Source organism: Campylobacter fetus subsp. fetus, assembly GCF_900475935.1.
In the GTDB taxonomy this organism is placed as follows: Bacteria; Campylobacterota; Campylobacteria; order Campylobacterales; family Campylobacteraceae; genus Campylobacter; species Campylobacter fetus.
Genome location: NZ_LS483431.1, coordinates 405,280 through 420,208 on the forward strand (window position 1 = coordinate 405,280; position 14,929 = coordinate 420,208).

Genomic DNA, 14,929 nt, shown 5'->3' on the forward strand with positions numbered 1-14,929 from the left:
TAACACTAAAATATATAAATTTATATTTAAAATTTAAAATTAATTCTGTGATTTATGTCACATACATAAATTTTAATTCAATATATAATTAACAAATATTTTGTAATTAAAGGAGAAAAGATGCTAAACTCTAGGCGAAATTTTTTAAAAGGCTTAGCATTAAGTAGTGCAGCAGTAGCCTCCATGAAAGCTGACGAGCTTTTAAGTCCGGTTCAAAAAGTCGCTCACGCAAGTAACTTTGGACCGTTTTATGCTCTAACTCAAGACGGAAAAATCATAGATATACTTCCTCATCCTATGGATAAACGTCCTACTGCGATGACAAAAATGTGGCTAGATCGCGTTTATTCACCGACGAGGATTAAATACCCTTGCGTTAGAAAATCGTATTTAGAAGGTAAACTCGGTCACGAAAAGCTAAGAGGCAAAGAAGAATTCGTGCGCGTTAGTTGGGATAAAGCGTTAGAACTTGCTTATAACAAAATTCAAGAAACTCCAAAAGAAAATATTTATAACGCAACATATATCGGCTGGAGTCATCCAGGAGGAATTCACTCTTGTCCTTCGCTTTGCGGTAGATTTTTTAATGTAGCAAAACGCGGAGCCATAGGCACGGCCGGAGAGTATAGTAACGGCGCCGCAGGAGCGGTAAACGTCGATATAATAGGAGACGTTGAAAAATACTCGCTTCAAACCACTCACGAACAGATATTAGAACATACGAAAACCTATGTTTTATGGGGAGCCGATCTTTTTAAATGTAACAAAATAGACACGAAAGTTCCAAGCCGTGAAAACGATCTTTACTATTCAAAATACGCAAAAAGCAGTATAAATTTCATATCAATAGATCCAATCTACACCGAAACTGCTCAAATGCTAAATGCAAGGTGGATAAAAATCAGACCGAACACGGATATCGCGTTGATGCTAGGCATGATGAACTATCTTTATACTAGTGGTAAATATGATAAAGAATTTATAGCAAAATACACTGATGGATTTGATAAGTTTTTACCTTATATTTTAGGAAAAACGGACGGAGTTGCAAAAACGCCGAAATGGGCTAGTAAAATCACTACAATAGATGAAAAAACCATCATGGAGCTTGCAAATTTATTTGTTAAAGATAGAACGTTTTTAGCAGGAAACTGGGCGCTTCAAAGAGCGCAGCATGGAGAGATGGCGGATTGGTGTTTGATAGTTTTAGCTAGTATGATAGGTCAAATAGGGCTTGGCGGCGGCGGAGTCGGGTTTTCTATGCATTTTGGCGGCGGAGGACAAGCTAGAGCCATAGTAGGAACTCCAGCAGGAATATCTCAAGGAAGAAATAGAGTAGAAGACAGAATTCCTGCTTCAAGAATAGCAGACGCCATCTTGAATCCGGGTAAAAAATATACGTATAAAGGCAAAGAAAGAGTATATCCAACAGTAAAAGTTGCTTATGTGGCAGGATGTAGCATAGTAGGTCATCATCCAGATACAAATAATATTATAAAAGCTCTTCGCACTTTAGATACGTTTATCGTACAAGAGCCATGGTGGACGCCGACTGCTAAGATGGCAGATATCGTTTTCCCGGCTTGTACGACTTTAGAGAGAAATGATATAGCTATGGGTGGAGTTCATGGTAAAAACGGCGTTTATGCTATGAAAAAAGCTATCGAACCTCTTTATGAGTCGAAGAGTGATTTAGAGATATTTTCACTTCTTGCACAAAAATTTGGAGATAAAGTTTATAACAAATTTACCGATGAAAAACCAAACGAGATGGATAAGATAAAATACGAGTATGATATATCTCCAACTGCAGAACTCATGAGTTTTGAGAATTTTTGGGAGCAAGGGTATATCGAACTTCCTAGAAACGAAGAGTCTTATAAATTCGTTCGTCACTCTAAATTTAGAAATGATCCAGTAACAAATAAATTAGCAACTATAAGCGGTAAAATTCAAATCGTAGTACCGAAATTCGCAGATCTAGGATACAAAGATTTCAAAGGACATCCCGCGTGGATAGAGCCTGATGAGTGGCTAGGCGATAAAAATCGCAAATATCCTCTTCACTTGCTAAGTCCGCACCCAAGCTATAGAGTGCATTCTCAAGGCGATAACACTTATCTTAGGAGCTTTTATAAGATAAATGATAGAGAACCAGTTATGATAAATCCAAATGACGCTAAAAAATATGGCATAGCTCACGGCGATGTAGTTGAAATTTATAACGACAGAGGCAGAGTTTTAGCCGGAGCTTATGTAAGTAAAAATATATCTGAGGGCGTTATGGCGTTAAACGAAGGTGCGTGGTATAGTCCTGAAAATAGTTCTGAAGATAAGCCAAGATGCGTAAGCGGTCACGTAAATGTACTAACTAGCAATCGTCCGACTTCAAGTATGGCTCAAGCAACTAGCGTAAATACGAATTTAGTCGGTATCAAAAAAGCTACAGGAGTCATTCCGCCAAACACGGCTTATAATCCACCAAAAATCATAGAGGCGTAACATGAAAAAAATAGTTTTAATCTTAAGTCTATCAGCCGTTGTTTTTGCTAGTAGCATATATGTAAAAAGTGATGAAAATATACTTCAGCTAAAAGATGCAAAGGTGTATTTCGGAACTCCGGGAGTCGTTATAAAAGACGGTGATAAATCTAAAATAGTTAAATTCGAAGGGTATTTTGATAACGCAAATCCAAATACTCTTTACGCAACTAAAAACTTTAAACTTCCACTTTTAGAAAGTGTAAATTTAAAAAAAGACGGTGAAAAAGCTAGCATCGAACTTGAAATTTTAAACTCAAATTTGACTAATGATTGGCAGATCGCATGGGAAGATAGCGGCGATGTATTTTACGATAAATGTACAAAGTGTCATGGAACGCACGCTCCAAAAGAGTTTGATATGCTTAGTTGGGAAGGGCTTTATATCAGTATGAAAGATAGAGCTCAGCCAACAGATAATCAAGAAATGCAAATTCTAAGATATCTCTATGCTCATGCAAATGACGGTATTTTAGAAGAGAGATGATCTTAAATTTAAAAAGATGTGAGCGTCGACTTGTATCTTTTTAAATATTTTAAGCAATCTATAATTTTTATGTTAGAATTTAGTGATGAGTTTTTAATAAAATTTAAAAAAAGGAGCTAAATTTGAAGATTATAGATGCTATTTATACTCGTATTGAAGAGTTTAAAATTTACATCGTTATATCTGCTTTTACAGTGATATTTTTGGGTATTACTATATTTAGCTTAAACAAAGTTAAAGATGAGTTCGTATCTTTAGCTAAAGATTATAGGATCACTATTACAACCGAGCTAGCTAGTTATGTTACTGAGTGGATGGACTCAAGAGTTTCTAGCGTGAATTCCTATTCAGCCATACTCTCAAGCTTGATTTTAGAAGACAATATTACCACCGATAGATTGTATAATGCTATAGATATTTTAAGTAAAACAAATCCTATGTTCGATACTTTTCAACTCTATTTGCAAAACGACAGACTTCTTATACACGCCGGGAAATATCTTGTGATAGATCAAAAAGACCTTGATAGAATAGCTAAGTTTGCATGGTATAAAGATACTAAAGATCACAACATAACTACTATTAGAGTTATGCCGAATCATAAAACGTTAAATGAAAAAACGATAAATATCTGCTCTCCTCTCATAGCCCACGGTAAATTTAAAGGAGTTTTATGCGGCATTATACGAACCAAAAATATTTTGCAGCAGATAAAAGGAGTGGATAAAGATATCGTTTCACATCTTTTTTTAATGGATAAAAATCACGATATAATCACTTCATACTACCAGCCAAATCCATTTGCGAGTAGTTTGAAAAATATAGATAGCAACTTTAGTTCTAAAGAGTTTGTAAGCGGCGGTATGAAAGTAAGTGTTTTAAAAACATCTATGCAAGATTGGGCAGTAGGCGTAGGAATCGATGAAAACAGCATTATTTCAAAAAGTTTAAATGTGGTTGCAAAGACGTCTATTATGATATTCGGCTTTTTTATAATGCTGATTATAGTGGCAAATTCTTTGCATAATTATATGTATAAAAAGGTTAAAAAGAGAAAACAAGAGTATGAATTTATACTTACTCACCAGCTAAAAATGATAGAAACAGGCGAGTTAATAGGAGTTATAAGCCATCAGTTAAAGCAGCCTTTAAACTCGACTAAACTAATGATAAGCTCTGTTTTACAACTAAAAGAAGATAAAAATATTAGCGAAGAAGATGAGAAAAATAGTTTAAAACTCTGTTTGGATTCTATGGAGCATTTAAACAAAACCATAGAGAATTTCAAAAACTTTTACAAATTTGATCCGTCTCAAAATGAGTTTAGTATCAAAAAGTCCATAAATAACTTGTTGGAAATACTTCATATAAATTTTACTAAACATAACGTAAGCGTAAGTATAAATGAGTGCGATGATATAACTATAACAAATTCACAAAATATGTTCCAGCAAGTTCTTTTAGTGCTGCTGCAAAATGCAAAAGACGCTCTTATCGCTTTTTATCCGCACGAATTTAAAAAACGCCATATCGAAATAGAGATAAGCAGCGATGATAAAAATGTCTATATAAGAGTTATCGATCAAGCAGGCGGGATATCAAGCGGCATTATCAAAAAACTATTTTCAAATTTGAAAATTAGTCAAAAAGACGGAGGAAGTGGAATAGGTTTGTATTTTGCTAAAAAGATAGCAAATGAGAGATTAAAAGGAGACTTAAAGCTAGTTAGTGCTAGAAATCCTACTATATTTGAGCTAAGGATGCAAAAATGAGACTAGGAAAGTTAAAAGGCGTTGATATCTTAGTTGTTGAAGATTGCGATATGGCAAGAACCGCTTTAAAGCTGGGATTAAAGCCGTATTGTCGTTGCTATTATGAAGCAAGTAACGGATATGAGGGTATAGAAATATTTAAAAATCATAAGATCGATATCATTATCACAGATATTCATATGCCGCTGCTAAATGGACTTGAGATGATAGAAGAGATAAAAAAGATAAAGCCTCAACAGAGTTTTATAGTAATTACTTCATATGATACTGACGAGAATTTTTTTCGCTCTATAAAAGATGGAGCTATGCAGTTTATCAGAAAACCGCTTGTCATAGAAGATGTGCAAAATGCTCTACTTTTGGCAATATCTAAAAAAGAGGATAAGATATTTAAAATATCATCAAACATAAGGGTTAATTTATCTAATGAAACGATATTTGATGGCGAAAAACAGCTATTTTTGACGAATATAGAAAATAAACTTCTTTGGCTATTTTGTTATAATATAAATATGGTCGTAACTTATGATATGATAGAAGAGTATGTTTATGATAGTCTTGATGTTAAAAAAGGCTCTATCCATACGGCGGTTTTAAGACTCAAAAAGCATCTTGATGGTATAAATATCGAAAATATATCGGCAAAAGGGTATATTCTTAGAAAATTTAGTGAAAATTAAATTTAATGTAAGAGTTTGGTTAGAGGTCAAATGTATAATTTCATTAAATTTAAAACAAAGGATTCAAAATGAGAGTTAATTTATTAATTAAAAAATGTATAGCCGCCGCCGCGGTTTTCGGTGCTATAAATGCAGCTGCGTTTAGCGAGGGAGTGGATTTTGTAAAGTTAGAAACACCTATTCCAAACTCCGATGGTTTAGTTACGAAAGTTTATAGTTATGATTGTCCGTTTTGCTATAAATATGACAAAGCGGTCACAAAAGCGGTTATGCAAAAACTACCCGAGATGAAATTCGAGCCTATGCATCTTGCCACAAAAGGTAAATTCGGCAAGCAAGCCAGTGAGCTTTTTGCGGTTTTGATAGCTAAGGATAACGCTTCAGGAACAAATTTATTAGACGATAAATCACTATTTAAAAAAGCTAAATTCGCATACTATAAAGCCTACCACGACAAAAAAGAGAGATGGGGCGGAGATGCTAATAATCAAGAAAACGTAAATGCATTTTTAAGCGTAGGATTTGAAGCTTCTGGTATAAATAAAGCTGATTTAGAAGCCGGATTGAAAGATGAAAAAGTAAAAGCTATGCTTGAGAGATGGGGAATGGACGCAAATAGCGGATATGCGTATGGTGTAGCAAAGATCCAAGGCGTTCCTGCGTTTGTCGTAGATGGAAAATATCTTATCTATACAAAAGCTATCAAAGGTATAGACGCTATGGCTGAACTTATAAAATACCTACATACATTAAAATAAGGTCGTTAAAATGGAGTTTTTCAAGGACTTAAAAAGTGATCCGATAGGCAAAGTAGCCTCTTTGCAAGATGAAAGGGCTATTTGGATAATTATGGTCGTGGCTATGAGCGGACTAGTTATAGTCGCTCATAGTTTGTTTCAAAACTATGTCTATATGGCGCCTTGCGAACAGTGCGTTTATATAAGGTTTTCTATGCTTGTTATGGCTCTTGGCGGCGTGATTGCCGCTATAAATCCTAAAAATATTATCCTAAAAATTATCGGATATGTTTTGGGATTTTATGGAGCCATTATAGGAATGATGTATTGTATAAAGCTAAACTCTATACATCACGCAGTTCATAGCGAAGATCCTTTTGGCGTACAAGGCTGCTCAGCCGAGCCTAGTTTTCCTTTTGGACTTCCGCTTGATATGTGGGCGCCTGATTGGTTTAAACCGACCGGGGATTGCGGATATGATAATCCTATAGTTCCTGATGACGTGAGCCTTTCATGGCTTCAACAATGGTTTGTGGATTTTTATAGCGAGGGTTGGTATCTTATCCCTTCGCTTAAGTTTATGAACATGGCACAAGCTTGCTTTATAGCTTACGCTGTTGCTTTCATACTTCTTTTTGCTATGTTTATTTGCTGGATTTTAAAATTAAAAAGAGCATAATAAATTTATCTGTCTAAATTCATTTACTACATTTTATAAGCCCGTAAATTCGGGCTTTTCTCCTTTTAAATTTAAAATATACTACTTTATAATTTTTTAAGTTCTAAGTGATGTTTTAGAAAGACTTTCTCTTTATAATATGATAAATTTATTCAAAAGGAGAAATAATGAAAAAAATCATTGCCATAGCGGTTGTTTGTGGATTTAGCTTAGCTTGTGCGAAAAATTTAGCAGATCCGGACGTCGCTTGGAGGATAAAGCCGTTTGGACTTCCAAAGCCGCTTACAAACCGGTCTATTTTAAATCCGGCGATAGAAAATAACTTCGATTTTACTCAGCGCCAAAGCTATTATTACGCTAATGATGTGATCGATAAAAACAGAGATGCTCTGCATATAAGTGGCGGTTTTATAGGTAAAAGCTACTCGGGGGCAGCTACTTACGATATAAAAACAGACAACGCGGACGCACATATCGGGACGTATTATCATAATCTTGGAGATTATAAAGGCGGAAACGGCAAATATCAAGGCGTAGGATATGAAAGAAATGCTCAAGATTTCGGTATAAAACTTAGACCAAAAGATAATTTTAGTTTAAACTACACTTTTATAAGAGATGAGATCATAGACGATTTGCTTCCGTCAAACGCTTTAGAAACGATTAGAAACACGAGATATTTAAATAATCTAAAAGTAAAAATAGGCGAACAAGACAACTCAAATACTCTAAATTTAGGTTTTAGTTACGGCGAGATCAAGCGTTATAGAAGTAACGAATACAAACGTCTACCAAATATGGTCAAATTCGATAGCAAAACAGCCACTTACTCGTTTTTAGGCGAGTACGCTTATAAACTTAATGATATGCAAAACTTTGTAGGCGTGAGCTACAAATCTAAAACCGAAGATGGATACAGACGCCTTGCAAACGGAACTATAACGGGCTGGGGATTTCCGGGGCTTGATATAGATAATTATAGAGTTTATAACACGTTTATCTATGAGCTTAGCGAGTCTCACGCACTTAGTTTGGGATTAAATTACGACTGGTTTTACAGTGACGCGAGTAAGCTAAACTCCAAAGTATCAAACGGTAAAAGTCTAAATGACGAGTATGAGAGAATTTACGGTGAAAGAATGAGAGATAACGACTATAGTGGACTTAGCGCAAAGTTAAGGTATGATTACAAAAATAACGGATATAAGTCTTATTTGCAACTTGCAAGCTTATACGTTGCTCCGTACTTGTATAATTCGCTAAATGTTTATAACTATATGCCAAACTCATCTCCTTATTTATACAATATAGGAGCGCCAAATTTAAAATCATCAAGGCACAACCTAGCTCAGATCAGTAGCAGTTATAATGATAACGCAGGCTTTAGCTTTACTTATGATAGCATAGAAGATCTCGTGATCTACGATAGGCTACGCTCAAGTGATGCAACTCTTGATGGAACGATCATTAGAAGAAATGTTAATGCTGATTATCTAAATGCAAAAGGTTGGGTAAAGTTTGACGTCATCGATAATCTTAGTATAAAATCAAGCCTGACTTATCACTATGGTCAAAATAGATCAGACGATAGACCGCTTTATCAAATTCGCCCTATAGAGTTTAATACAAATTTGGATTATAAGCAAAATACGCATTTTGGGCAGTGGAGCGTAGGTTCGGCTTTAAGATGGGTCGGAGCTCAAAGCAGAGGCGATTGGGATAAAAGCATAGGACTTGGAAGCGATCTAAAAGATAGCGCAAAAGCTTTTGCGACCGTTGATCTGTATAGCGGAATCAACATAAAAAACAGATTCGGCGTGAGATTTGGCATAGCAAATATTTTCGATGAAGACTACAGTGAGTTTATAAATCCAAATCATTTAGACGTCATAACTCCGAGTTTTGCTATAAAAGCACCAGGTAGAACTGTTTTTATGAGTTTTAACGCTAGTTTTTAAATTTAATTTATTTTAATTTTGATGTAAGAGATATGTGACAACACGTAGATAAAATACTTTAAAATCTTTAAAGGAGAAGAGATGAAAACAAAAATATTAAGTTCGATTTTAGTAGCCGGACTACTTTTAGGCGTTGGCGCTACGAATGCTTTAGGCGTTGGCGGAGCTAGCGGTCCGGTCACTTATAAATCAGTAGGAAAGATAGGCGCGGTAAAAATGAATCCGTATAAAATGGCTCCTCTTACTGCGGTAATTTTAAATGGCGGATATGACTTGAGCGACGCTAAAGTTACGGTAAAAGCAAAAGGCGAAAAAGGTATAGATATAAGCTACGACGTTTCAAATTCACAGCTTCTAACTCACGGTGGAATTCCGGTATTTGGACTTTACGCAGATTATGTAAATAAAGTAGAGGTTTCATATAAAAGAAACGGTGAGGCTATGAGCGAGACTTATAGCATATACGCGCCTCCTGTTTTTATGAACGTAACAGGAACAAATCAAACAAGCGTACTTCCTAAAGCAGAAGTAGTAAAGATGGATCCTAAATTTAAAGATAGGCTTTATTTTATAAATCATATCGTCAGAGCCAGCACTCCTGATAGCGGACAAGCAGTTTGGAATCATCCGGTAGGCGGCGCTATGGAATGGGATAATGAGCCGTACAACTGGATAGTGGATGCAAATGGTGATGTGAGATGGTATATGAAAGCAGACGAGATAAGAGATCCTGATAATATCTATAAAAAAGGTAATATGATGGGCTTTAGCCAAACCAAAGACGGCTCGCTTCTTTGGGGAATGGGTCAAAGATATATGAAGTATGATCTTTTAGGAAGACAAATTTATGATAGAAAACTTCCTGCTGGTTATATAGATTTTTCTCACCATATAGAAGAGATGCCAAACGGTCATATACTTATGCGCGTTGCAAGTAGCGATCAAAAAAGAAGCGACGGTAAAAACGTAAGAACAGTAAGAGACGTGATCATAGAAGTAGATGAGAGTGGCAACGTAATAGATGAGTGGAAACTTTATAAAATACTTGATCCTTATAGAGACGTCAATATCTTAGCTCTTGATCAAGGCGCGGTTTGCTTAAACGTAGATGCGAGCAAAGCAGGAACTACAACCGATAAAGAAGCTCTTGAAGATCCAAATGCGGCTTTTGGCGATATAGCAGGAGTCGGCGCAGGTAGAAACTGGGCTCACGTAAATAGTGTAAATTACGATCCAAACGATGATAGCATAGTAGTTTCAGTACGTCACCAAAGTGCGGTTGTAAAAATCACTCGCGATAAAAAAGTAAAATGGATACTAGCTCCAAAAGCAGGCTGGAACAAAGAGCTTGCTACTAAGCTTTTAACTCCTGTAGATAAGAGCGGTAAAAAGTTAGATTGTGACGACAACGGAGTTTGCGAAAACAGCGATTTTGACTTTACTTGGACTCAACATACCGCTTATAAAATAAACGAAAAAAGTGATAAAAGCAAGTATGCTCTAAGTGTGTTTGATAACGGCGATGCAAGACATAACGAACAACCAGCCATTCCTACTATGAAGTATAGCCGCGCAGTCGAGTACGCTATAGATGAGAAAAAAATGACCGTCAAACAAGTATGGGAATACGGTAAAGACCGTGGATTTGACTGGTACAGCCCGATAACTTCAGTTGTAGAGTATCAAAAAGATAAAGATTCTATGTTTGTGTATTCTGCTACTGCAGGACTTGGAAAAATGCTACAAAAAATAGGAAAAACAGAGCCTATCATAAATGAGATAGATTACGGTACGCAAAAAGTCGGTGTAGAGATGAAATTTACGAATATGGGCTTAACCATAGGCTATAGAGCGCTTCCTATCAGTACGAAAGAAGCTTTTAGCAAATAGCTATTTACTTACAAAAAACATCTTAGAAGAGCTTGTTCATCTAAGATGTTTAATCTATTTTTTAAATTTATACCTTAAAAACATATTTTCTGCATTTTTTAAATTTAAATATGATAAAATTAGTATAAATTAAATCAAAAGGTCGTTTTGTGGGTGATTTTTTAAGTCAAATTTGGGGTATATCTAAACTCTATATAAAGAACGATTATAAAAGAGTAGTTTCTAGCGATGAAGCTGCTATTTTGCTCTGTGTTTCGCCGAAAAATTATGATAGATACTTAACTCTTGTTAGTTTTAAAGAGATATTTAAAAGACTTGAGCTAGATCTTAACGAGTATAGCGTTCAGCTTATGCAAATTGCGGTTTTAAACGGTATTTCTAGCCTTGAGATAGATTTTGATAGTACAAAAAAATCTTTAGAAGAGTTGGCTAAAAACGATATTATATCTTTTAGTGATTTTAAACGCATAACCCAGTTTCTAGACTCTTTGAGATTAGCTAAAAAGCGATCTTTAGATAAACAAGGCTCAGCTTTTCACAAGAACTTAGAAACATTAAACGAAATTTGTTTAGATTTGAAAAAATACGGCTACAAAGAGCTTGAAAAACGCATAAATTTGGCTTACGATAGTGCAAATAATTCGAAATTTTACCTAGCTGTTACCGGAGTTATAAATGCAGGAAAGTCAAGTACTCTTAACGCTCTTATGAAAAAACAGCTGCTTGGCGCTTCGAATATTCCAGAAACCGCAAATTTAAGCATCATTACATACAGTAAAGATGAGTTTGCAAAGGTTGTATTTTGGAGCGAAGATGAGCTGATTAAAATGGGACTGGAGCCAAAAAAACTTATTTCAAAAAAAGTAGATATAGGTGAGCTAAAAAACTATACTACCGCAGCAAACGAGATAAGCAGATATGTAAAAGAGGTCATTTTAGGTATTGATTTAGATATTTTAAAAGACGGAATAAATATAGTAGATACTCCAGGACTTGATGATGCCGTTGTGCTTAGAGAGGAACTTACAAAAGCATATATGCAAGAGAGCGATTTTACTTTGCATCTTATGAACGCGTCTCAAAGTGCTACAAAAAAAGATATAAGTTTTATAATAAATACTCTTAAAAACGGTAAAAGCGGCGGACTTATTATAGTGCTAACTCATATTGATAAACTTAGTAAAAATGATTTAAAAGAGGTTTTAAACTACACAAAAAATAGCATAAAAACAGAGCTTAACGATTATGGATTTAGTGAAGAGCTTGCTAGAGATACACAGTATTTTATGGTATCAGCGGTGCAAAATGAAGGTATAGACGAATTAAAAAACTATCTTTATGAGAGCTTCTTTGGCCCAAATTCAAAAAAAGCGACCCTTATAATAGATAATTATAAAAAAGAGCTAACTCATATAATTAATTTTATAACAAAAGATCTAAAATATCGCAATAGCGTGATAAACGGCGATGCTAAAGAGTTCGGCCAAAAACTCGCTTTACTTGAAAATGAGCTAGAAAAATTAAATTTCAATTTAAGCGAGATAAATAGCGAACTTGATAATTTAAATAAAAATCTTGATTATAGTAACTTAAACGAGTTTAGTACCTTAAAAAGTATATCTTCTAGGCTAAAAGATAGAATAGTAAGCGATGTTAAGTATGCAAACTCCAAAAAGCAAAAAGTTGATTTTGATAGAACGAATGTTATATTAGAAAGTGGATTTAGAGATATGTTTATAGACTTTTTTAGGGATTTTAAACATAAAATAAGTAAAGATATAGAGTCGTTTTACGAGATTTTAAAGCTAAAATTAAATACCAAAGATGAAATTATAAATTTACCAAATATCAAAGAGTATTTAGACGCAAATATGCCGAAAATATCTTATGAAAAACTGAAAACTCAAGTAAAAGATAGCATTAAAAGTAGCCAAAATATCGAAACTCTAAGTTCGACTTTAATTAAACTTTTTGATGATTTTATAGCCGGGTTAAATTTGAAAAACGAGCTAAATAGGCTAGCATCTCTTTGTACAAATGAGTTTATAAATAGCATAGAAAAACAGACGACGCAGATGAAAATGGCTTTAGAGTTAAAAAAAAGTGAACTACAAAGTTTTATAGGAGAAACTATGCAAGAAAGTAACGCTAAAGAGTTGCTTAGAAAAGATATAGAAGAAAAGTTATTAAATTTAGAAGAAATTCATAATAGGATAATTGCGTGTTAAAAGAATTTATAAAAGAGTATAAAAGACTATACGATACTAGTTTTAATCCCGGTTTTAAAGGGGAATTTGAAAAATTCTATAAACTTTTAACTGAGCCTAAGTTTCATCCTAGCGGATTTTTATTTGATAGATTGAATTTTTTAAACTCATTAAATTATGAACCGCCTATAGTGGCCGTAGTAGGGCAGTTTAGCAGTGGAAAATCCAGCTTTTTAAATGCTCTTTTAGGAAGCGATATACTACCTACTGGAGTTGTTCCTGTCACAGCAAAACCTACATATATAAAGTACGCGCCGAATCTTATGCTAAAAGCTCTTTTCTTTGATGGAAGACAGGAGTATCATAGTATCGATGAGCTTGGAGCTTTTGTGGATCAAAGAGTTAGCTTAAAAGATGTTAAATGTCTTAATATCTACGCTCCAAACGAGATTTTAAAAAAAGTTAGTTTCATAGATACTCCTGGTCTTAACTCAAGAAGCGACGCCGATACGTATGAAACAAAGCAAATTTTAAAAGAAGCAGTAGCGCTCATATGGATAAGTCTTATAGATAATGCAGCAAGAAAAAGTGAGTTAGACGAGCTAAATCTTATACCAAATTCGCTAAGACAAAATGCGATTTGTCTTCTAAATCAAAAAGATAAACTTAGCTCAAGCGAGATACAAAATGTACTTAGCCATTCTAAAACTACATATGAAAATTATTTTAGCGATATACTTCCGGTATCTGCGAAGATGCAAAAAGAGGGTTCTAAAGATAGCGGTTTTGAGCAGGTTTTTAAATTTATAGATAGATTAAATGAAAATAAAGAACAGTTTATAATATCTGAATGCTCTAAAATACTTGATTCAAACAGGGCGCAAAATGAGAAATTTATAGCTATTTTAGATGAGTTGGGAGATATTTTTGACGATTTTTGTATAAGCTGCGACTCTAAGCTTAGATGCCTTGAAAAAGAGTATTTAGATAAATTCGGACTATTTTTTGAAACTATTAAACAAAATGCGGCTCTTATAGCAAGCGAGATAAATGGCTGTTTGAAAAGTGAAAAAAAGTCATATTTTAGACCTAAAAACGGTATCTTTCACAAAGATAGTTATGAAAAAATACAATACGAAAGAGTTATGTTACAAGGCGATGAAGTTCTTTCTAAACTCATTTATAACGATGATAAACTAAATAAGGTTTTTAAAAAATTTAAGCGCGATCTGGGTGAATTTCAAAGCAAAATTATTGCCGATTTGTCCGCTGTTTTTGATGAATTGAAAGATGAGGTTTTAGTCTATAAAGCAAAATATGAGAGCTTAAGAAAAAGTGATTCTTTGCATTCTGATGTATTATTTGCAGATATTAGAAAGTTTAGCAGTGAAGTTTATGCGCTGTTTTTGAATGAGTTTGAGAAGTCGCTTTTTGATAAGTATGCAAAGCTTGGACTATTTTTTGAAAGAGTTTTTATAAAAGTTACTCAAAATTATCAAAATGCAGTTAAGCTAAGCGTATCTTTTATAGAGCAAAAGTGCCAAAAAGCAAGCGATGACTATGAGAGCGATCCTATTGCTTTTAGCCTTTATTATCCGCAATTAAGTGAGATAAATGAGCGTCTGCTTACAAATCTTAGTTATTATGAGTTTGAGAATGACTTTATAGGAAGCAGCACTTTTATATCTAAATTTATAAATGAACTAATTGGTAATTTTAAAGACATAAAAGATGAAAATTTGAAATATATTTCTGCTCTAAAAGAGCGTTATGCTTTAAATTTAAAAGAGTTAGAAATTAAATTTTATTTTTAAATACGCTTTTTAGTTAATGTGCGTATTCTTTTAGGCACTTTTTTATTAAACTATAAACTTAACTTATTTTTTTTACAATAAATTTAAAAATTATAAGTTTAAATGACTAAAATCAACCACAAAACAGGCAAAAAATGATATAATATAAAAATTATGTTAAATAA

At 34.0% G+C, this 14,929-nt stretch carries 10 protein-coding genes; all 10 read left to right on the forward strand.

Annotated features, from left to right (window positions below):
- The first annotated feature begins 120 nt into the window (after positions 1 to 120).
- Complete coding sequence (locus DQN38_RS02155; protein WP_002848645.1) at positions 121 to 2,502, forward strand: molybdopterin-dependent oxidoreductase; 2,382 nt, start codon at positions 121 to 123, stop codon at positions 2,500 to 2,502.
- A 1-nt stretch (position 2,503) separates the two neighbouring features.
- A complete protein-coding gene (locus tag DQN38_RS02160) occupies positions 2,504 to 3,028 on the forward strand; it encodes a hypothetical protein (protein ID WP_065843857.1) in 525 nt (174 codons plus the stop codon).
- Positions 3,029 to 3,150: 122 nt separating this feature from the next.
- Positions 3,151 to 4,800, forward strand: coding sequence for a sensor histidine kinase (locus tag DQN38_RS02165; protein WP_002848649.1), 1,650 nt, complete (start codon positions 3,151 to 3,153; stop codon positions 4,798 to 4,800).
- Complete coding sequence (locus tag DQN38_RS02170; RefSeq protein ID WP_002848651.1) at positions 4,797 to 5,480, forward strand: response regulator; 684 nt, start codon at positions 4,797 to 4,799, stop codon at positions 5,478 to 5,480. The genes DQN38_RS02165 and DQN38_RS02170 overlap by 4 nt, the downstream gene beginning before the upstream one ends.
- A 68-nt stretch (positions 5,481 to 5,548) precedes the next feature.
- Positions 5,549 to 6,238: a thiol:disulfide interchange protein DsbA/DsbL gene (locus DQN38_RS02175; protein WP_002848653.1), complete on the forward strand. Its 690-nt coding sequence runs from the start codon at positions 5,549 to 5,551 to the stop codon at positions 6,236 to 6,238.
- A gap of 10 nt (positions 6,239 to 6,248) precedes the next feature.
- A complete protein-coding gene (gene dsbI / locus DQN38_RS02180) occupies positions 6,249 to 6,896 on the forward strand; it encodes a protein-disulfide oxidoreductase DsbI (protein ID WP_002848655.1) in 648 nt (215 codons plus the stop codon).
- 167 nt (positions 6,897 to 7,063) lie between these two features.
- Positions 7,064 to 8,854 (forward strand): porin family protein, encoded by a 1,791-nt coding sequence (locus DQN38_RS02185; protein WP_011731816.1) that lies wholly within the window; start codon positions 7,064 to 7,066, stop codon positions 8,852 to 8,854.
- An 81-nt stretch (positions 8,855 to 8,935) separates the two neighbouring features.
- Positions 8,936 to 10,744, forward strand: coding sequence for an aryl-sulfate sulfotransferase (locus DQN38_RS02190; RefSeq protein ID WP_042960428.1), 1,809 nt, complete (start codon positions 8,936 to 8,938; stop codon positions 10,742 to 10,744).
- A gap of 149 nt (positions 10,745 to 10,893) precedes the next feature.
- Positions 10,894 to 12,972, forward strand: a complete 2,079-nt coding sequence (locus DQN38_RS02195) for a dynamin family protein (protein ID WP_065843856.1) — start codon at positions 10,894 to 10,896, stop codon at positions 12,970 to 12,972.
- On the forward strand, positions 12,966 to 14,765 hold the full coding sequence (locus tag DQN38_RS02200) for a dynamin family protein (RefSeq protein ID WP_065843855.1): 1,800 nt from the start codon (positions 12,966 to 12,968) through the stop codon (positions 14,763 to 14,765). Before DQN38_RS02195 ends, DQN38_RS02200 begins: the two co-directional genes overlap by 7 nt.
- The last annotated feature ends 164 nt before the right edge of the window (positions 14,766 to 14,929 follow it).

Excerpts from the sequence above, each read along its gene's own strand:
- DQN38_RS02175 (WP_002848653.1), top strand. The coding sequence starts at position 5,549 with ATGAGAGTTAATTTATTAATTAAAAAATGTATAGCCGCCGCCGCGGTT.
- DQN38_RS02155 (WP_002848645.1), top strand. The coding sequence starts at position 121 with ATGCTAAACTCTAGGCGAAATTTTTTAAAAGGCTTAGCATTAAGTAGT.
- DQN38_RS02185 (WP_011731816.1), top strand. The coding sequence starts at position 7,064 with ATGAAAAAAATCATTGCCATAGCGGTTGTTTGTGGATTTAGCTTAGCT.
- DQN38_RS02190 (WP_042960428.1), top strand. The coding sequence starts at position 8,936 with ATGAAAACAAAAATATTAAGTTCGATTTTAGTAGCCGGACTACTTTTA.
- DQN38_RS02160 (WP_065843857.1), top strand. The coding sequence starts at position 2,504 with ATGAAAAAAATAGTTTTAATCTTAAGTCTATCAGCCGTTGTTTTTGCT.
- dsbI (WP_002848655.1), top strand. The coding sequence starts at position 6,249 with ATGGAGTTTTTCAAGGACTTAAAAAGTGATCCGATAGGCAAAGTAGCC.
- DQN38_RS02170 (WP_002848651.1), top strand. The coding sequence starts at position 4,797 with ATGAGACTAGGAAAGTTAAAAGGCGTTGATATCTTAGTTGTTGAAGAT.